Raw genomic sequence first — 19,666 nt, forward strand, 5'->3', positions numbered from 1 at the left:
AGTGACAGTCACTCAATAGTGCCACGAGACGCTCGATCGTCAAGTGGAACCTTGAGTCTGCTAGACGCAACCCTAAACCGGTCCGGGTGATTCCCGGGTGTGATAGCGCAGGGTCGCATCGATGCTCACGCACATCGCATGGCGTTGACGAGCCGCATCGTGCACGCTTTATCCGTGACCACGCAGGGCGAGTCGGTGTCCGCCCGGGCGACGGCCGCTGCCCCTTCGTCGGATGGCCCGTCCTCCGGTCACACGCCGCGCCCGAGCCGGCCGGACCAGCCGCTGATTGCCGCCCTTGTGGATCTGCGCGACACGGTGCGGGCGACGAGGTTCACCCTGCCGCTGCCCAGCGCCGAGCGTGCCGGGACCGTCGCCGCGGCGATGGTCAACCAGCTCGACGACTACCTGCTGCCCCGGCTGGAGCGCCTCGACGCGCCGCTGCTGGTGGTGGTCGGCGGCTCCACCGGCGCGGGCAAGTCCACCCTGGTCAACAGCCTGATCCGCACGCCGGTCAGCCCGGCCGGGGTGCTGCGGCCGACCACCCGGGCCCCGGTGCTGGTCTGCCACCCCAACGACATGTCCTGGTTCTCCCGGGCCAACCTGCTGCCCTCGCTCACCCGCACGAGCGGGCCGAGCGGCGACCCGCGCTCGCTGCAGGTCGTGTCGGCCCCGGCGCTCTCGCCCGGGCTGGCCCTGCTCGACGCGCCCGACATCGACTCGGTCGTCGACGCCAACCGGCAGTTGGCCGGCCAGCTGCTCGCCGCCGCCGACCTGTGGCTCTTCGTCACGACCGCCGCCCGGTACGCGGACGCCGTCCCCTGGGGCCTGCTGCGCACCGCGCGCAACCGGGGCACCGCCGTCGCGCTCGTGCTCGACCGGGTGCCCGGCGGCGGCGCCGCCGACGAGATCGGCCCGCACCTCACCCAGATGCTGCGCGACCACGACCTCGGCGGGGTGCCCCTCTTCGTGCTTCCGGAGACCCGCCTGGACAGTCAGGGCCTGCTCGGCGAGGCGCAGATCGCGCCGCTGAGCGGCTGGCTCGGCCGGCTCGCCCGCGACGCCGAGGCGCGGGCCGCGGTCGTACGGCAGACGGTCGGCGGGGCGATCGACGCGCTCACCGTGGACGTGGTCATCCTCGCGGCCGCCGCCGAGGACCAGGTCACAGCGGCGACGGCGCTGGGCGAGGCGGTGCACGTGGCGTACCGCGCGGCGACCGAGTCGGTGGACAGGGGCATCCACGACGGCGCGCTGCTGCGCGGCGAGGTGCTGGCCCGCTGGCAGGAGCTCGTCGGTACCGGCGACATCATGCGCGCCCTGCAGGCCCGGGTCGGCAAGCTGCGCGACCGCGCGGTCGCCGCCATCACCGGGCGGCCCGCGCCGGGCGAGCAGTTCCAGGAGGCCCTCGGCTCGGGGCTCGCGGTGCTGCTCAAGGGCGCCGCGACCGACGCCGCGGAGCGAGCTGGGACCGCTTGGCGGGCACACCCGGCCGGGGCGGCGCTGCTGGACGCCGCACCCAACCTGGTGCACCCGTCCGAGGACCTCGACGAGCGCATCGACCGGCTGATCCGCGACTGGCAGCGCTCGGTGCTGGACCTGGTGCGCACGGAGGCCGGCGACAGGCGGGTGGTCGCCAAGGCCAGCGCCTACGCGGTCAATGCGACCGGCCTGCTGGTCATGGTCAGCGTCTTCGCCGCCACGGCGTTCATCCCGACGGGCGCGGAGATCGCGCTCGCCGGCGGCACGACGATCGCGGCCCAGAAGGTCCTCGAGGCGATCTTCGGCGACCAGGCCGTACGGTCGCTGGCCGAGCGCGCCCGGCGCGGCCTGGCCGAACGGGTGGTCGCCCTGTTCGAGGAGGAGGCGGACCGGTTCCGCAGCGCGCTGGCCGGCTCGGGCGTCGACGAGGAACTGTCCGCCCGGCTGCGCGCCCTGAGCGTGGCCATCCACAAGGCACGCCCCGAGTTCGACACGTGAGGTTGATTGCGTAGTGAGCCTGGTGGAGAGGATCAAGCAGGTGGTCCCGCGGCAGACGCGTCCCGTCGACACCGATCAGCTGGTCACGCGGGTGGAGGCGGTGCGCCGGTTCGTCGCGGCGACCGACGGGCACGTGCCCGAGGAGCGGCTCGTCACCGCCCGCACCGTGATCGACCGGGCCGGCGAGCGGCTCGCGCTGTCCGGCGCCCACACCGTGGTCGCGCTGGCCGGCGCCACCGGCAGCGGCAAGTCCAGCCTGTTCAACGCGATCTCCGGCTTCCAGCTCTCCCGCGTCGGCGTGCGCCGGCCGACCACCGGCGTCGCGCACGCCTGCGTCTGGGGCCAGGCGGGCGCTACGCCGCTGCTGGACTGGCTCGGCGTGCCGCCCAACCGCCGGTTCACCCGGGAGAGCGCCCTCGACGGCGACGACGAGGCCGCGCTGCGCGGGCTGGTGCTGCTCGACCTGCCCGACTTCGACTCGGTCGAGTCGCGGCACCGGCTCGAGGTCGACCGGCTGCTGCGCCTGGTCGACCTGGTGGTGTGGGTGCTCGACCCGCAGAAGTACGCCGACCGCGTGGTGCACCGGCAGTACCTCGAACAATTCCAGCGGCACCGCGACGTGACCGTGGTCGTGCTCAACCAGGCCGACCGGCTGGTCCGCGCCGATGCCGAGCGGATCGTCGCCGACCTGCGTCGGCTGCTCGACGCCGACGGCCTGACCGGCGTGCCGGCGTTCGCGACGTCGGCGAAGGGCCAGCCGGGCCTGGCCACGCTGCGCACCGCGCTGGAGCGCGCGGTCGCGACGCGGCAGGCCGCCCTGCTGCGCCTCAACGGCGACGTCACCGACGCGGTGGCCGGTCTGCAGCCACTCGTGGCCTCCGGATCCAGGCCCTCCGCCGGTGTACCGCGGGCCACGGTCGACCGCCTCGCCGTCGCGCTCGGCGACGCCGCGGGCGCCCCGATCGTGGCGGCGGCGACCGAGCGCACCTACCGGCACCGCGCGGCCGGCACGCTGGGCTGGCCGGTGCTGCGCTGGGCGCGCCGGGTGCGCCCCGACCCGCTGCGCCGCCTGCATCTCGATACGGGCCCGGTCGAGCGGCCCGACGCCACCTCGCTGCCGGAGTCCACGGCGGCGCAGAAGGCCGCGGTCTCGCTCGCCTCGCGCGAGGTCGCCGCGGCTGCCTCCGAGGGGCTGCCGGAGCCGTGGCCGGCCGCGATCGCCGCCGCGTCGCGCTCGCGGGTCGACGACGTGCCCGACGCGCTCGACGTCGCCGTCGCCTCCGCCGACCTGGGGCTCAACCGGAGGCCGGTGTGGTGGCGGCTGGTCGGCGCGCTGCAGTGGCTGGGTGCGGCGACCGCGCTGGCCGGGCTGGTCTGGCTGGGGGTGCGGGCGGTGTTCGCGCTGCTCGGCCTGCCCAGCGTCGACGGGCCGAAGGTCGGCGCCGGGATACCGCTGGCGACCGTGCTCCTCGGCGGCGGCCTGCTGTTCGGCCTGCTGCTCGCGATCGTGGTGCGGCCCTTCGTCGGCATCGCCGCGCGCCGCGCGCGGGCCCGGGCGGAGCGCCGGCTGCGCGAGTCGATCGCCGCCGTCGCGGGCACGCACATCGTCGCGCCGGTGCAGGAGGTGCTGCGCTCGTACGATGACGCGCGTGAAGCCCTCGCTGCCGCCGTCTAGGAGACCGCTGCTCGTCCGCTCGATCCGCCGGCTGGGCTTCGGCGCCCTCGGGCTGGTCAACCTCGTGTGGGGCGGGTGGGCCGTCGCTGCGCCGTCGCACTTCTTCGCCACGTTCCCCGGGTTCGGCCTGCACTGGACGGCGGCATACCCGCCGTACAACCAGCATCTGATCGTCGATCTGGGCGCCACTATGCTGACGCTCGCCGTGCTGTTCCTCGGCGCGGCGATCGTGGACCGACCGGCGGTCAGCTGGCTCGCCGGGCTCGCGACGGCGGTGTTCGGGACCCTGCACTTCGGTTACCACGCGCTGCACGCCGGGCACATGGGCACGACCGATCGGGTGCTGAGCCTGTTGAGCCTGGTCGGCGGGGCGCTCGCGCCGCCCGCCCTCGCGGCCACCCACCACCTGGAAGAGGCCGGCTGATGGACCTGCGGTACCTCCGGGAGCACCCGGCCCAGCTGCCCGTGTTCATCCAGCACCAGCGAATCCGCGAGACGCCGGTGCCGGGCGGCTCGATCTGCACCGCCCAGCGGCTCACCCTCGACGACGGCAGCTCGGTCTTCGCCAAGTCCCTCGCCGACCCGCCGGAGGGCTTCTTCGCCGCCGAGGCCGCCGGGCTGCGCTGGCTGCGGGCGGCGAACGCGGCCCCGGTACCGGAGATCATCGCCGAGCTGCCGTCCATGCTCGCCCTGGAGTGGATCGACCACGGCGAGGCGACCCCGGCGGGCGCCGAGGAGCTGGGGCGCGGGCTCGCCGGGCTGCATCGCTCGGGCGCGGAGGCGTTCGGGGCGCCCTGGCCCGGGTACATCGGCACGCTGTGGATGCCCAACGAGCCCTCGCCGCTGTCGTGGGGCCCGTGGTTCGCGCAGTTCCGGCTGCGGCCGTTCCTGGAGGCGTCGATCAACGCCCAGACCGGGGCGCTGACCCGCGACGACATCGCCGGCGTCGAGCGGGTGATGTCGGAAATCTCCTCGTACGGCGGGGACGAGCCGCCCTCGCGCATCCACGGCGACCTGTGGCCCGGCAACGTGCTGTGGGACCGCCGCGGCCGGGGCTGGCTGGTCGACCCGGCCGCGCACGGCGGGCACCGCGAGACCGACCTGGCGCTGCTCGGCCTGTGGGGCGGCGTGCCGCACCACGACCGGTTGCTGGCCGCCTACCGGGAGTCATGGCCGCTCGCGGACGGCTGGCAGGAGCGGGTACCGCTGCATCGGCTCTATCTCATGCTGGTCCACACCGCCCTCTTCGGCGCGGCGTACGGCGATTCGGTCCGATCGCTGCTGCGCGCACTCTGAACCGGGGCACGCGTTCGGGTACCGTTCGAACCATGACCCACCAGGTTCCGCTCGAGCCGCCGGGGGCAGGCCTGGCCGACCGGCACGGCCGCGTGGCGACCGACCTGCGGGTCTCCCTGACCGACCGGTGCAACCTGCGGTGCACGTATTGCATGCCCGCCGAGGGCCTGGACTGGCTGCCCAGCCCGACCCTGCTCACCGACGCCGAGGTCGTGCGCCTGATCGACGTCGCCGTGCACCGCCTCGGCGTCACCGACGTGCGGTTCACCGGCGGCGAGCCGCTGCTGCGCCGCGGGCTGACCGAGATCGTCCGCGCCGTCGCCGCGCTGCCCGGCCGGCCGCGCATGATGCTGACCACCAACGGCATCGGGCTGAGCCGGCTCGCCGCGACGCTGGCCGAGGCAGGGTTGGACCGGGTGAACGTGTCTCTGGACACCACCGATGCGGCCCGGTTCAAGGAGCTCACCCACCGCGACCGGCACGGTGACGTGGTCGCCGGGCTGGCCGCCGCGGCCGAGGCCGGCCTCGTGCCGGTGAAGATGAATGCCGTACTCCTGCGTGGCGTCAACGACGACGAGGCCGTGCCGCTGCTGCGGTTCGCCCTCGATCGCGGCTACGAGCTGCGCTTCATCGAGCAGATGCCGCTCGACGCCGGGCACGTCTGGCGCCGCGAGGAGATGGTCACGAGCGCCGAGATCCTCGCGCAGCTGCGCGGGGCGTTCACCCTGCGGCCCGACCCCGACGCGCGCGGCGGCGCCCCGGCCGAGACGTGGCTCGTCGACGGCCACGCCGGCATCGGCGGGCGCCCGGCCAGGGTCGGGGTGATCGCGAGCGTGTCGAGCCCGTTCTGCGGCGCGTGCGACCGCACCCGGCTCACCGCCGACGGCGCCGTGCGCTCGTGCCTGTTCGGCCAGGACGAGACCGACCTGCGCACCGCGCTGCGCGGCGGGGCGAGCGACGAGGAACTCGCCGACCTCTGGCGCAAGGCGATGTGGGCCAAACCGGCCGGGCACGGCATCGACGACCCGAGGTTCCTGCAGCCGGCCCGCCCAATGTCGGCGATCGGAGGCTGACCACCGTGCTCCCCGCACGCCCACTTCGCGCGGCCTCCGCGCTCGCGATCGGAGACTGACCCACGTGCTGCTCGTACGTTACTTCGCGGGGGCCCGCGCGGCCGCCGGCCGGACCGAGGAAAAGGCCGAGGCGGCGACGCTGGCCGAGCTGGTCGCGGCGATCACCGCGGACCGCCCGCGCCTCGCCTCCGTCCTGACCGCGTGCTCGTTCCTGGTCGACGGCACCTCGTGGCGCGACCGCGAGGCTCCCCTGCCGGCCACGGCGACGGTCGACGTGCTGCCCCCGTTCGCAGGCGGCTGACCGGGTGATCGTCGTCCTGCTGGCGGTGGTGCTCGTCATCACCTGCGCCATTCACTGGTACCTCTGGAAGCGCCTCGTCAAGGACACCACCCGCACCCGGCGGGCCCGCCGCGTCGGCACCGCGCTCGCCGTGCTGCTGGCCCTGGTGATCCCGGCGACGCTGGCACTCTCGCGGGCGCTGCCGCACTCGCGGCAGGCGCTGGTCGCGTGGCCCGGTTTCCTGTGGCTCGCGCTGATGTTCTACCTGCTCGTGACGCTGGCGATGTTGGAGATCCCGCGCCTGGCCGTGATCCTGTGGCAGCGCCGCTCCCACTCCGCCGCCCTGGCGACCGCGTCCGCCGTTGGGTCCGGCGCCGCCCCGAGTGCCGGGTGGGGAGATTCCTCCGATAACCGAAATGTCGGATTTGCCAGGCGCGAAGTGGCGGACAAATCCGAAACTCCCGGCGAGGCGGCCGTCGCGACCGTCGAGCCCGTGGCGCCGGTCGACGCGCGGTTCAATGCCGGGCGGCGGCTGCTGCTCGGGCGTTCGCTCGCCGTCACCGCGGGGGCACTCTCCGCGAGCGCGGTCGGCATCGGGGTCTTCCAGGCGATGGGCGCGCCTAACCTCAAGCGGGTGCCGATCCGGCTCGCCAAGCTTCCTGCGAGCATGGACGGCTTCCGGATCGCGCTGGTGTCCGACATTCACCTCGGGCCGCTGCTCGGGCGTGGGCACACCGAGCGGATCGTGCGCATGATCAATGCCGTGGACGCAGACCTCGTGGCGGTCGTCGGGGATCTTGTCGACGGCAGCGTCGCGGAGCTCGGGGCGGCGGCCGAGCCGCTGCAGGATCTGCGCGCCCGGCACGGCAGCTTCTTCGTGACCGGCAACCACGAGTACTTCTCCGGCTACCAGGAGTGGATCGACGAGGTGAACTCGCTGGGCGTCCGCGTGCTGCGCAATGAGCGCGTCGACGTGCAAGGGCTCGACCTCGCCGGGATCAACGACCTGAGCGGGGCGGGCGTCGGCGACGCACCCGACTTCGGCAAGGCGCTCGACGGGCGCGACGCCGCCCGGCCCGTGGTGCTGCTCGCCCACCAGCCGGTCCAGGCGCACGAGGCCGCCCGGCACGGCGTCGACCTGCAGTTGTCGGGGCACACCCACGGCGGGCAGATGGTGCCGTTCAACCTGCTCGTCGGGCTGCAGCAGCCGATCGTCGCGGGGCTGGGCAACGTCGACGGCACGCAGGTGTACGTCACGCGGGGCGCCGGGTTCTGGGGGCCGCCGGTGCGCTTCGGGGCACCGCCGGACATCTCGGTCATCGAACTGCACGGCGCGTAACCGGCGCCGCCCGTGGCGGCTGTGGCAGGATGCAGCGTGCCCTCGAACGCCCCCGATTCGTTCGGTGAAGATCCCTCGTTTGTGGCCGACCTGCACATCCACTCGCGGTACTCCCGGGCGTGCAGTCGCGACCTCAGCATCGAGACGCTCACCTGGTGGGCGCGGCGCAAGGGCATCGCCCTGCTGGGCACCGGCGACTTCACGCACCCGGCCTGGCACGACCACCTGCGCGAGGCGCTGGTGCCGGCCGAGCCGGGCCTGTTCCGCCTGCACCCCGACCGCGAGGCCGACGTCCTGCGCCGGCTGCCGCCGCGGCTCGGCCGCGTCACGGGCGTGGCCGATCGGGCCGTGCGATTCATGCTGTCGGTCGAGATCTCCACGATCTACAAGCGCGGCGACCGCACCCGCAAGGTCCACCACCTGATCTACCAGCCGGACTTCGAGGCGGTCGGCCGGTTCAACGCGGCGCTGGGCCGCATCGGCAACCTGGGCTCCGACGGCCGGCCGATCCTCGGGCTGGACTCGCGCGACCTGCTGGAGATCACGCTCGAGGCGAGCCCGGACGGCTTTCTGGTCCCGGCCCACATCTGGACGCCCTGGTTCTCCGCGCTCGGCTCGAAGTCGGGCTTCGACGCGATCGCCGACTGCTACGCCGACCTGGCCGAGCACATCTTCGCCGTCGAGACCGGCCTGTCCTCCGACCCGGAGATGAACTGGCGGGTGTCGTCACTGGACCGGTACCGCCTGGTGTCGAACTCCGACGCGCACTCCGCTCCCGCGCTGGCTCGCGAGGCCACGGTACTGCGGGGCGAGCTGTCCTACACGGGCGTGCGCGACATGCTCCGCACGGGCGACGGGCTGGTCGGCACGCTGGAGTTCTTTCCCGAGGAGGGCAAGTACCACGCCGACGGGCACCGGGCGTGCGACGTCAACTGGCCGCCGGCGCGCACCCGCGAGGCGCAGGGGCGCTGCCCGGAGTGCGCCAAGCCGCTGACCGTCGGCGTGCTGCACCGGGTCGAGGAGCTCGCCGACCGGCCGGAGGGCTACGTGCCGGCGGGTGCGCCCGGGGTCACGCACCTCATCCAGCTGCACGAGATCCTGGGCGAGATCAACGGCGTGGGGCCGAAGTCGAAAACGGTCGACGAGAAGCTCGCCGCACTCGTCGCCGAACTGGGCCCCGAGCTCGCCATCCTGCGCGACGTGCCGGTCGAGGACATCGCCCGAGCCGGCGGCGAGCTGCTCGGCGAGGGCATCGCCCGGCTGCGGCGCGGCCAGGTGCACCGCACGCCCGGCTACGACGGCGAGTACGGCGTGATCCGGCTCTTCGAGCCCGCCGAGCTGCGCGGGAGCGTGCAGGAGGACGTGCTGTTCGAGGTACCGATGCCGGAGCTGCCCAAGCAGCGCAAAGCGGAAGCGGCCCCGAAACCCCAGGCGAAGCGGCGCCGGCCCCAACCCGCGGAGGCCGCGCCGCCCCCACCGCCGATCGCGCCCCCGCCCTCGCCGCACGAGCCCCTCGAGCCCATGCTGGCCGGCATGGAGGAGGTCGGCACCGGCCTGCTCGACCGGCTCGATGCGCTGCAGCGGGTGGCGGCCTCCGCGCCCGGCGGCCCGCTGCTCATCGTGGCCGGGCCGGGCACCGGCAAGACCCGGACACTCACGCACCGCATCGCATACCTGTGCGCCGAGCTCGGCGTGTTTCCTGAGGAGTGCCTGGCGATCACGTTCACCCGGCGCGCCGCCGAGGAGCTGCGCGAGCGGCTGGAGGTGCTGCTCGGGCCGGTGACCGAGGCGGTGACGGTATCCACGTTCCACGCGCTGGGCCTGTCGATCCTGCGCGAGAACGCGGCCGCCGTCGGGCTGACCCCGCAGTTCCGCATCGCCGAGGAGGCGGACCTGCTGGCCGCGCTGGAGCCGCTGCCGGAGCGCGAGGCCCGCAAGGCGCTCGCCGCGATGGAGCCGGCGACGCGGGAGTCGCTGGCCAAGGCGCTGCGGGCGCGCGACCTGGTGTCGCTCGACGAGCTGCTCACGCTGACGGTCCAGCTGCTGGCCGAGACGCCCGCGCTGGTCGACCGCTACCGGGCGTGCTGGCAGTGGATCTTCGTGGACGAGTACCAGGACGTCGACCCGGTGCAGTACGAGCTGCTGCGGCTGCTGTGCCCGCCCGGCGGCAACCTGTGTGCGATCGGCGACCCCGACCAGGCGATCTACTCCTTCCGCGGCGCCGAGGTCTCCTTCTTCCTGCGCTTCGCCGGCGACTTCTCCACGCCCGAGGTCGACGCGCGGGTGGTGCGCCTGACCCGCAACTACCGCTCGTCGGCGCCGATCCTGGCCGCCGCGGTGCAGGCGATCGCCCCGACGACGCTGGTGCCGGGGCGCCGGCTCGACCCGGCGCGGCTCGACCTCGAGGCGCCGATGGTCGGGCTGTACCCCGCCGCGTCGGTCGCCGACGAGGCAGACTTCGTTGTGCGTACCGTGGACGAGCTGGTCGGCGGCCTGTCCCATCGCTCGCACGACGGGCGCGTCGACTCCCGCGCCACGGTCGGGGCGATGTCGTTCTCGGACATCGCCGTGCTCTACCGCACCGACGCCCAGGCCGCGCCGGTCGTCGACGCGCTGTCCCGGGCCGGCGTGCCGGTGCAGAAGCGCTCCCACGACCGCCTGCTCGACCGCCCCGGCGTCGCCGCGATCGCCCGGGAGCTGCGCTTCGCCGACGGCCTCGGCGGCTCGATCGCGGCCCGGGTGCGCCTGGCCGGTCAGGTCGTCGCCGGCCGCTGCGGCCAGCTCGACAGCGACCTCATCGGGCTCTCCGAGGCCGACGTGTGGAACGCGGTCGACCTGATGACGCCGCCCGCCCTGCGCGCCGGCAGCGACCTCGACGAGTTCCTCGGCGCGCTGGCCACCGGCGCGGAGGTCGACGGCTGGGACCCGCGGGCGGACCGGGTGAACCTGCTCACCCTGCACGCCTCGAAGGGCCTGGAGTTCCCGGTCGTGTTCCTGGTCGGCTGTGAGGACGGGCTGCTGCCGCTGCGGCCGTTCGCGGGCGCGCGCCAGTCGCAGGACGACGTCGCCGAGGAGCGCCGGCTGTTCTTCGTCGGCCTCACCCGGGCGCAGGACCGGCTCTTCGTCTCGCACAGCCGCATCCGGTTCCGGCACGGCTCCGAGCGGGAGATGGCGCCGTCGCCGTTCCTCTCCGCGATCGATCCGGGCCTGCTCGAGCGGCGCGGCCCGGCGGCCCCGCGGAAGCCCAAAGATCGACAGTTGCGCCTGATCTGAACCGCTTTTTGGCGCGGATTCGTGAGGTCACGGTATTGGGGGGTGGCGCTACCGTAGCTGCATTCGCGCCGATAGGCTCACCACGCCGACCACGGCCGAGGACCAGGAGGACATCATGTCGGGTTACGGACCGCCGGGCGGACCGTACCGGGGTCAACCTCAGGACCCATGGCAGCAGGGCGGTCAGCAGGACCCCTATGGGCAGCCGGAACACGGCCAGCCGTCGTGGGGCCAGTCGGACCAGGGCTACGGCCAGGGCGGCTACGGGCAGGGTGGCCAGGGCGGTTACGGCAACCAGGGTGGTTACGGGCAGGGCGGTTACGGCGACCAGGGCGGCTATGGGGGCCCGGGCGGGTACGACGACCGGCGCGGCTACGGCGACGACCGCACCTACCAGCAGCCGGGCGGTTACCAGCCGTACGGTAACGAGCCCCCGGGCTACAACGACGAGCCGCCGTGGGGCCCGCCGCCGCCGGCCGAGCCGCCGAAGAAGAAGCGCTCCGGCGGCATGATCGCGCTGGCCGCGATCGTCGTGCTGCTGCTGTGCGGTGGCGGCGGCGTGGGCGTCTACTACTACGTGCTCAAGGGCGACAAGAAGGACACCCCGACGGCCGGGTCTTCGACGAACCCGGGCTCGTCGAGCTCCGCGGGCGGCGACGCCCCGTCGGCGGGCGGCAGCGCGGCGCCCTCGACCGGCCCGAGCAAGGGCGGCGTCCAGGCCGGCGACGCGGCGACCGTCAAGGTCGGCGAGTGCATCAAGAACGTCGGCCCCAGCAACGAAAAGCCGCAGATGCAGAAGGTGCAGTGCACGGCGGGCACCTACGAGGTGCTCAAGAGGATTCCCAACACGACTGACAAGAGCAAGTGCGCGGGCACGGAGGGGTACACGCACGACTTCTTCTTCGACAGCCCCGTCGACTCGCAGGACTTCGTGCTCTGCCTGAAGCTGCGCAAGTGAGCAACCCCCTTTCGCGGACGCCGGCCCGGGCACTCGCCTGGGCCGGCGGTTTTCTGGCCCCCCTTGCGACGGGGCTCCGCGGGGGTGTAGTACATTAGTTCGAGCCTGGCATCGAACGCGCGTTCGATGCGCTCTTATAAGGCTGTCTTGCGTGCGCGCTAGAAAGCCGTAGATATTCCACGACGACACGCCGTAGAGGTTCCTCTACGCGGTTCTAGCCTGCGCGCTAGAAAGCCCGATACTGTGCGATTCGTGGACCCGGTTCGCAATCCCTATGCGCCCGGCGCCGGGCAGCGCCCGCCGGAGCTCGCCGGGCGCGACCGTGAGCTGCACGCCTTCGACGTGGTGCTCGAGCGGGTCGCCCGGGGCCGGCCCGAGCGGTCGCTGATGCTCACCGGGCTGCGGGGCGTCGGCAAGACCGTGCTGCTCAACACGCTGCGCTCCGAGGCGATCTCGCATCTGTGGGGCACCGGCAAGATCGAGGCGCGGCCCGACCAGTCGCTGCGCCGGCCGGTCTCCGCCGCCCTGCACATGGCCGTCCGTGAGCTCGCGCCGCACCATCGCGCGCCGGACCGCATCGACGAGTTCCTCGGCGTGCTCAAGGCGTTCGCGCTGCGCGAGGACCCGCGCAAGCCGCCCTCGAAGCTGCGCGACCGCTGGCAGCCGGGCATCGACGTGCCCGCCGCGACCGGCCGGGCCGACTCCGGCGACATCGAGATCGACCTCGTGGAGCTGTTCACCGACGCCGCGAGCGTCGCCATCGACGTGGGCACCGGCGTGGCGCTGTTCATCGACGAGCTGCAGGACCTGGCCGCCGACGACATCTCCGCGCTGTGCGCGGCCTGCCACGAGCTGTCGCAGACCGGCGCGCCGCTCATCGTGGTCGGCGCCGGCCTGCCGCACGTGCCCGCGCTGCTGTCCGCCTCGAAGTCGTACTCGGAGCGGCTGTTCCGGTATCAGCGCATCGACCGCCTCGACCGGATCGCCGCCGACCTGGCGCTCACGGCGCCGGCCGAGCGCGAGGAGGTCGAGTACGAGCCGAAGGCCCTCGACGCGCTCTACGAGGCCTCCGGCGGCTACCCGTACTTCGTCCAGGCCTACGGCAAGGCGACCTGGGACCACGCGCCGCGCTCGCCGATCACCGCCGCCGACGTGCGGGTCGCCGCGCCCGAGGCGGAGGCGGAGTTGGCCGTGGGCTTCTTCGGCTCGCGCTACGAGCGCGCGACCCCGGCCGAGCGCGAATATATGCGCACGATGGCCGCGCTGCTCCCGGCCGTCGACGTGTCGGAGGCGGTGCCGACCTCGGAGATCGCCCGCACGCTCGGCCGCCGGCCAGCCAGCCTGTCCCCGGCCCGGGACGCGCTGATCAAAAAGGGCCTCATCTACTCCGGCGAGCGGGGCACGGTCGCCTTCACGGTCCCCCACTTCGCCCGCTACCTGCGGACCCAGCCGGCGGAGTAGGTTTCGCCGCCGCGCGCTCCATGATGCCGCGCAGGTCGCGGCGCTCGATCGCGGCCGCCATCAGCTCCGGGAACACGTCCGGGGTGCACGCGAAGGCCGGCACCCCCAGCGCGGCGAGCGCCGCGGCGTTTTCCCGGTCGTAGTCGGGCGCGCCCTCGTCCGACAGCGCGAGCAGGGTGATCACCTGCACCCCGGCCGCCGTCATCGCCGCGACCCGGCGCAGCATCTCCTCGCGCACGCCGCCCTCGTACAGGTCGCTGATCAGCACGAAGATGGTGTCCCGCGGCCGGGTGACCAGCTGCTGGCCGTACGCGATCGCCCGGTTGATGTCCGTGCCCCCGCCCAGCTGGGTGCCGAACAGCACGTCGACCGGGTCGCTCAACCGGTCGGTCAGGTCGACCACGGCGGTGTCGAACACGACCAGCGACGTCTTCAGCGAGCGCATCGAGGCCAGGACCGCGGCGAACACCCCCGAGTAGACGACCGAGGCGGCCATCGACCCGGACTGGTCCACGCACAGCACGATGTCACGCTGCACCGCCTGCGCCCGCCGGCCGTAGCCGATCAGCCGCTCCGGCACGATCGTGCGCCGCTCGGCCTGGTAGTGCTTGAGGTTCGCCCGGATCGTGCGGTTCCAGTCGATGTCGCGGTGCCTCGGCCGGTTGATCCGCGCGGCCCGGTTGAGCGCGCCGCTGAGCGCGGTGCGGGTCGGCTGCGCGATGCGCCGCTCCAGCTCGGCGACGACCTTGGCCACGACCTTGCGCGCGGCCCGCTTGCTCTTGTCGGGCATGACCCGGTTGAGCGACAGCAGCGTGCCGACCAGGTGCACGTCGGGCTCCACCGCGTCGAGCATCTCGGGCTCGAGCAGCAGCCGGGTGAGGTTGAGCCGCTCGATCGCGTCGGCCTGCATGACCTGCACGACGGTCGACGGGAAGTACTGCCGGATGTCGCCCAGCCAGCGCGCGACCCGCGGCGCCGACGCGCCGAGCCCCGCCCCGCGCTGCCTCGCCTCGCCGTCCGCGCCCCCGTCGTAGAGCGCGCCGAGCGCGGCGTCGACCGCCGCATCGGTGCCGCTCAGCGCATACCCGGTCCCCTCCGCCCCCGGCGCACCGCCGAGCGCCAGCCGCCAGCGCCGGAGCCGCTCGTCGGCCTCGTCCTGCTCAGACATGCAGCTCCCTCCCCAGCAGCCGGGCCGCGACGGGCAGCAGCAGCGCACCCCGGGCGGAGTCCACGTCCTCGTCCTCGCGGGCGCCAGGGCGCCCGGTGCCGATATGCGCCGCCCGCTCGCCGATCATCCGGCGCTGCGGCGCCGGGTAGTCGCTGAACGTGCGCCGCAGCAGCGGCAACACCTCGACGAACGCCTCCGCCGGTATGCCGGTCAGCCACGCATCGACCAGCGCCAGCAGGCGTTCGTCGTGTACCAGCAGCAGCCCGTCGCCGGCCAGGAACCCCTCGATCCACGCCGCCGTGCGTGCCACCGGCACGCCGACCGTCAGCACCAGCGCCATCCGGGCGCCGATCTCGTCCGCGTCCACCGCGCCGGCGTCCAGCAGCAGCCGGTTCATCCGCCCCGTCAGCAGGCCATGCAGGTCGTCCCGGGTGGACAGCCCGGCCAGCACCGCCTGCCAGCGCGCCTGCGCCTCGGCGTCGTCGACCAGCGCGAGCGCGGCCTGCACCCCGTCGATCCGGTCCCGCATGACCGCCGCGGCGGTGTCATCGAGCCCGCCGACCGCCGCCGGCAGCCCGACGCAGATGCGGGTGATCATCCCGAGGGTCACCTCACGCAGCGCGGACAGGTCGGTCCCGCGCACGTCGCCGTATCGCAGCGTGCGCGCCAGCGCCGGCAGCGCGTCCATCAGGTGCGCCACGTCGGCGTCCAGCGCCATCCGCTCGTCGAGCGCGTCGAGCACGCCCGGCAGCGCGTCCGGCAGGTCGGCCAGCAGGCACCGCTCCACCAGCGCGGTCACGTCCGCCAGCGTCGCCGCGGCCGCGGCCTGCTCGGCGACCCGGGCGGTGGCGGCCTCGAGCACCGTCGTGCCGTATGCCCCCGCCTCCACCAGGTCGACCGCGAACTCCGGCTGCCAGGCGATCTCCCATTCCTCGCGGAACGTGCCCTTGCCCTTGGCCGCGGCCAGAACCTTGCCCCACCCGACGCCGAGCAGCCGCAGCCGGTGCAGCAGCCGGCTGCGCTCCAGGTCGAACGGCTGGCGCAGGTCGAGCTTCAGCTCGCGGCGCTCGACCCGAGGGGGCAGCCGCAACCGCCGCTGGCTGCCGGCCACGTCCCGGGCGATCGGCACGCCCGGCGTCTGATCCGGTACCCGCCCGAGCCGGTCCCCCACGACCAGCCGCCGGTTGATCAGCGCCAGCCGCAGGTCGTCGCCGTCGCACAGCACGGCGTGCGCCGCATCGGTGACCTCGGCGAGCCCGGCGAGCGGCCGGCCGCGCATCGTCGCCAGCGCCTCGGCCAGCCGGGTCGCCTCGATGACGTGCGCGCTCGAGACCGGGACGCCGTCCTTGCGCAGCACGCCCGCGGCCCGCACCAGCCACCGCTCGATGACGTGCTCGTCGACCGAGGTGAACAGGTGGTGATACCAGCCCGGCGAGCGCACCCCGGCCCCGTACCCCTGCCACGACGCCAGCCGCGCGTGTGTCCACGGCACCCAGGTCATGGCCACCTTGATCTTCGGCAGCCCGCGCACGGTCGCCGCGTCGGCCGAGGCGCTGGGCAGCGGCGCGGTCAGGGCGGGCACGTGCCACGCGCCGCAGACCACGGCCACCCGCTCGAACTCCTTCATCGCCGTCCGCAGCCCGGTCCGCATGTACGCCTCGCGCCGCTCCTCGTCAACGCGCTCCGCCTCGGGCGGCCGCGGTGCGTGGGCCCGCACGACGGTCATGGCCTCCGCGATCGCGGCGAACGGCGCCGTTGCGGCCCGCAGCTCGGCCTCGTCCACGTCGGGCTCGGCGGCGAAGAGCCCGACGCCCCCCATCGCGCCGAAATCGGAAATGTCGGATTCATCGGCTGGCGTCGGTGGTCCTGCAGTCTGGAAGCGGTGCTCGACCACGTCTTCCCACCAGCGCTCGGGGTCGTCGTACCCGGCCGCCTCGGCCAACGCGCCGATCGGGTCGATGCGCACCGCGTCGTCGTCCGAGGCATCCGCCGGGGCCGCCGGAGCCGGCGGGGACGCCAGGCGGATGGCGGCCGGCAGGTCGATGAACCGCACCGGTACCTCCCGCGCCACCGCCCACCGGATCGCCTGCCACTCCGGGGAGAACTCGGCGAGCGGCCAGAACGACGCGCGCAACTTCGGGTCGGGGTTGTCGGCCGGATACGCCAGCAGGGCCACCGGCGCGCGCATGTCCTCGTCCCCGGCATACGGCACCAGCGGGTCGGCCTCGGGCGGCCCCTCGATCAGCACGACCTCCGGCTGGAACGCGGCCAGGGCCCGGCGCACCGCGCGCGCCGAGCCCGGGCCGTGGTGGCGCACGCCCAGCAGGAGCGGCTCACTCGCCACGGCGGGCCGCTCGGTAGAAGTCTCGCCAGCCCTCACGCTCGCGGATAACCGTCTCCAGATACTCCTGCCAGACGACCTGGTCCGACACCGGATCCTTGACCACGGCGCCGAGGATGCCGGCGGCGACGTCGCCGGCGCGCAGCACGCCGTCGCCGAAGTGGGCGGCCAGCGCTATGCCGTTGGTGACCACCGAGATGGCCTCGGCGGTCGACAGGGTGCCGCTGGGCGACTTCAGCTTCGTCCGGCCGTCCTCGGTGACGCCGTTGCGCAGCTCGCGGAACACCGTGACCACGCGCCGGATCTCGTCGACCGCGGGCGGCAGCTCGGGCAGCTCCAGGGCCTTGCCCAGCGCCGCGACCCGCCGGGCCACGATGTCGACCTCCTCCTCGACGCCGGCGGGCACGGGCAGGACCACCGTGTTGAACCGGCGGCGCAGCGCCGAGGACAGCTCGTTGACGCCCCGGTCCCGGTCGTTGGCGGTGGCGATCACGTTGAAGCCCTTGCGGGCCTGGACCTCCTGGCCCAGCTCCGGCACCGGCAGGGTCTTCTCGGACAGGATCGTGATGAGGGTGTCCTGCACGTCGGACGGCACGCGGGTCAGCTCCTCGATCCGCGCGATGCGCCCGTCGGCCATCGCCCGCAGGACCGGGCTCGGCACCAGCGCGCCCCGGCTCGGCCCCTCGGCGAGCAGGCGGGCGTAGTTCCAGCCATACCGGATGGCCTCCTCCGGCGTGCCCGCGGTGCCCTGGACCAGCAGGGTCGAGTCGCCGCTGATCGCCGCGGCCAGGTGCTCCGACACCCACGTCTTGGCCGTGCCCGGCACGCCGAGCAGCAGCAACGCCCGGTCGGTGGCGAGCGTGGCAACCGCGACCTCCATCAGGCGACGCGGCCCGACGTACTTCGGGGCGATCAGCGTCCCGTCGGCCGCCTCGCCGCCGAGCAGATACGTCACGACCGCCGCGGGCGACAGCCGCCACCCCGGCGGCCGCGGCCGGTCGTCGCCGGCCGCGAGCGCCACGAGCTCCGCGGCGAACTCGTCCTCGGCGTGCCGCCGCTGCACCGTCTCGGCGACGGGCGCCCCGTCGACGTGGGCGGCTGTGACATCGACTGTGGTCACGCGAGCTCCTCGAGCATGTCGTGGCGGAACCGGAGGGTGTCGGCGAAGCGGCCGACGATGGAGGACATCGGATCGTCGGAGGGCAGCCCCGCGGCCAGCGCCGTGGCGCGCGCGGCGGTGCCGGCGGGCAGCCGGAGGGCGGCAAGCTCGCACAGCCCCGCCAGTCGCCAGCCGGCGGAGCGGCGTCCGCCCAGGTCGTCGAGCGCGCCGAAGACGGCCTCGACCAGCGCGGGCGGCCACGGCCGCGGGCACAGCTCGAGCACGTGCTCGACCCCGACCGCGGCCGCGCCGGCCAGCCCGCGACGCAGGACCTCCACCGCGATCGTGGCCAGCGCCTCGGGTGGCAGCGCGTCGTAGAGCGCCTCGAGCAGCAGCCGGTCGTCGGGCCGCCCGCCCGCGACGACCTCCTCGGTCAGCCGTCCGGTCAGCGCCGTGGCCCAGCCCGGCTCGCGCTGCCCGGCGGCGGCGCGAGCCAGCCCGCGGCGGAGCACCACGGCCCACTCGTCCGTCACGGGCAGGCTCAGGAACTCCTCCGGCTCGCCCCACACCCGCAGCGGGGTACGCGTGAGCAGCTCCTCCAGCCACCAGGCGCGCTCGCCCACCCCGGCCGGCGGCCGCGGCACGAGGCCGTCGCGGCGCATACCCTTGTCGCACGCCACGGGGGGCACCACCTGGATACGCCCGCCCACGACCCGCACGCAGGCCGTGCTCCGCTCGATCATCCGCCGGGCGTAGGAGCTGTCCGGCAGCAGCGCGAGCAGGTCGAGCGCGGCGAGCCGCACCTCCTTGCGCCGATCGTCGAGCGCACCCTCCAGCACCGGCTCGTCGGCGCCGGACAGCCCGGTCGCCAGCGCGCCCAGCAGTGCGGCCCGGTCGTCGGGCGTCTCGCTCGCCCAGACCTCGGCGAGCATGTCGCGGCCGCGCTGCTCGCCCTCCGGCCCGCCGCGGCGCACGGCCGTCAGGATGCCGACCCGCCGGCCGATCGAGCCCAGATCCCAGCCCTGCGGGTCGTCGGCGGGCGCCTCGACCGCGGCGGCGTCGAGGTATCCCCAGTCGGGCCGCTGCGCGGCGAGCCAGGCGGCGCGCGGCCCACCGGCCGCGGCGATGAGCGCCCGCAGCGCGCGGTGCCGCCGCCCGATCTCCAGCAAAGCGGGCAGCAGCTCGCCGGGGACACGCCGGTGCCCGATCGCCCCGAGCCACTCGGCGAGCAGCTCGAGCCGCCCGTCGGCGTCGCGGACCGGCACGGCGTTGCTGGTCCCGTATCCGGCCGCGTCCACCGCCAGCAGGTCGGCCGCCCGGGCCGCCGCGGACCAGGACACGAGCGGAATGTCCGAGTCGTCCGGCGCGGGCGCCGGCACGACCAGCCCGGTGCGCGCCCGGAACCCGGCCCGCCGGTACAGCGTCAGCGTCCCCGCCGCATCCAGCAGCGCCTCGGCCGGATCCTCGCCCGGCGCGCCCACCCCGGCGGGCAGCGTGCGCCGCTGCGTCCCGACGAGCGCGGTCGCGAGCACGTCCCCCCAGTCGGGAAGACCGGACAAGTCCGAAATGTCCGTCGAGGTCTCCGGTGGCGGCGGGGGTTCGGGCAGCGGCGCGCGCTGGCCGGGAAGCCCCGGTGACCTGGACGAACTGCGATGCGCCGGGGGCTCGGACGACGGCGCGGGCGGCGGCGCGGGCGGCGGAGCGACCCCGGGGGCGCCCGGGGTCGACG

14 protein-coding genes are annotated in these 19,666 nt (G+C 74.3%); 10 read left to right on the top strand and 4 right to left on the bottom strand.

The features are described from left to right. Positions 1-174 precede the first annotated feature (174 nt). From ACGFI8_RS11455 to ACGFI8_RS11500, 10 genes are all read left to right on the top strand, one after another. Positions 175-1,974, top strand: a complete 1,800-nt coding sequence (locus ACGFI8_RS11455) for an ABC transporter (RefSeq protein WP_392803271.1) — start codon at positions 175-177, stop codon at positions 1,972-1,974. Between the two features lie 13 nt (positions 1,975-1,987). After that, on the top strand, positions 1,988-3,649 hold the full coding sequence (locus ACGFI8_RS11460) for a GTPase (protein ID WP_392803274.1): 1,662 nt from the start codon (positions 1,988-1,990) through the stop codon (positions 3,647-3,649). Next, positions 3,624-4,073, top strand: a complete 450-nt coding sequence (locus tag ACGFI8_RS11465; RefSeq protein ID WP_392803276.1) for a hypothetical protein — start codon at positions 3,624-3,626, stop codon at positions 4,071-4,073. The genes ACGFI8_RS11460 and ACGFI8_RS11465 overlap by 26 nt, the downstream gene beginning before the upstream one ends. Then, positions 4,073-4,945, top strand: a complete 873-nt coding sequence (locus ACGFI8_RS11470) for a fructosamine kinase family protein (RefSeq protein ID WP_392803279.1) — start codon at positions 4,073-4,075, stop codon at positions 4,943-4,945. Before ACGFI8_RS11465 ends, ACGFI8_RS11470 begins: the two co-directional genes overlap by 1 nt. A gap of 32 nt (positions 4,946-4,977) precedes the next feature. Beyond that, positions 4,978-6,018, top strand: coding sequence for a GTP 3',8-cyclase MoaA (gene moaA, locus ACGFI8_RS11475; protein ID WP_392803281.1), 1,041 nt, complete (start codon positions 4,978-4,980; stop codon positions 6,016-6,018). A gap of 64 nt (positions 6,019-6,082) precedes the next feature. Further along, positions 6,083-6,319 (top strand): MoaD/ThiS family protein, encoded by a 237-nt coding sequence (locus tag ACGFI8_RS11480; protein WP_392803284.1) that lies wholly within the window; start codon positions 6,083-6,085, stop codon positions 6,317-6,319. A 4-nt stretch (positions 6,320-6,323) separates the two neighbouring features. After that, on the top strand, positions 6,324-7,637 hold the full coding sequence (locus ACGFI8_RS11485; protein ID WP_392803287.1) for a metallophosphoesterase: 1,314 nt from the start codon (positions 6,324-6,326) through the stop codon (positions 7,635-7,637). Between the two features lie 36 nt (positions 7,638-7,673). Continuing rightward, on the top strand, positions 7,674-10,910 hold the full coding sequence (locus tag ACGFI8_RS11490) for a UvrD-helicase domain-containing protein (RefSeq protein WP_392803290.1): 3,237 nt from the start codon (positions 7,674-7,676) through the stop codon (positions 10,908-10,910). A 115-nt stretch (positions 10,911-11,025) separates the two neighbouring features. Beyond that, positions 11,026-11,868 carry a hypothetical protein gene (locus ACGFI8_RS11495; RefSeq protein ID WP_392803293.1) on the top strand — a complete coding sequence of 281 codons (843 nt, stop codon included), beginning with the start codon at positions 11,026-11,028 and terminating at the stop codon, positions 11,866-11,868. 252 nt (positions 11,869-12,120) lie between these two features. Then, on the top strand, positions 12,121-13,329 hold the full coding sequence (locus ACGFI8_RS11500) for an ATP-binding protein (protein ID WP_392803296.1): 1,209 nt from the start codon (positions 12,121-12,123) through the stop codon (positions 13,327-13,329). Here the strand turns inward: ACGFI8_RS11500 and ACGFI8_RS11505 are convergent. Genes ACGFI8_RS11505 through ACGFI8_RS11520 form a run of 4 tightly spaced genes read right to left on the bottom strand, consistent with a single transcriptional unit; the run spans position 13,280 to position 19,496 of the window. After that, positions 13,280-14,497, bottom strand: coding sequence for a VWA domain-containing protein (locus ACGFI8_RS11505; RefSeq protein WP_392803298.1), 1,218 nt, complete (start codon positions 14,495-14,497; stop codon positions 13,280-13,282). The genes ACGFI8_RS11500 and ACGFI8_RS11505 overlap by 50 nt on opposite strands. Next, entirely contained in the window at positions 14,490-16,841 is a 2,352-nt protein-coding gene (locus tag ACGFI8_RS11510; RefSeq protein ID WP_392803300.1) for a DUF5682 family protein, read from the bottom strand. Before ACGFI8_RS11510 ends, ACGFI8_RS11505 begins: the two co-directional genes overlap by 8 nt. Then, positions 16,831-17,958 (bottom strand): AAA family ATPase, encoded by a 1,128-nt coding sequence (locus tag ACGFI8_RS11515; RefSeq protein ID WP_392803302.1) that lies wholly within the window; start codon positions 17,956-17,958, stop codon positions 16,831-16,833. The genes ACGFI8_RS11510 and ACGFI8_RS11515 overlap by 11 nt, the downstream gene beginning before the upstream one ends. Further along, complete coding sequence (locus tag ACGFI8_RS11520) at positions 17,955-19,496, bottom strand: DUF5691 domain-containing protein (RefSeq protein WP_392803304.1); 1,542 nt, start codon at positions 19,494-19,496, stop codon at positions 17,955-17,957. The genes ACGFI8_RS11515 and ACGFI8_RS11520 overlap by 4 nt, the downstream gene beginning before the upstream one ends. Positions 19,497-19,666 lie beyond the last annotated feature (170 nt).

The organism is Dactylosporangium sp. NPDC048998 (genome assembly GCF_043197855.1).
Lineage (GTDB): Bacteria > Actinomycetota > Actinomycetes > Mycobacteriales > Micromonosporaceae > Dactylosporangium.

Excerpts from the sequence above, each read along its gene's own strand:
- ACGFI8_RS11470 (WP_392803279.1), top strand. The coding sequence starts at position 4,073 with ATGGACCTGCGGTACCTCCGGGAGCACCCGGCCCAGCTGCCCGTGTTC.
- moaA (WP_392803281.1), top strand. The coding sequence starts at position 4,978 with ATGACCCACCAGGTTCCGCTCGAGCCGCCGGGGGCAGGCCTGGCCGAC.
- ACGFI8_RS11495 (WP_392803293.1), top strand. The coding sequence starts at position 11,026 with ATGTCGGGTTACGGACCGCCGGGCGGACCGTACCGGGGTCAACCTCAG.
- ACGFI8_RS11505 (WP_392803298.1), bottom strand. The coding sequence starts at position 14,497 with ATGTCTGAGCAGGACGAGGCCGACGAGCGGCTCCGGCGCTGGCGGCTG.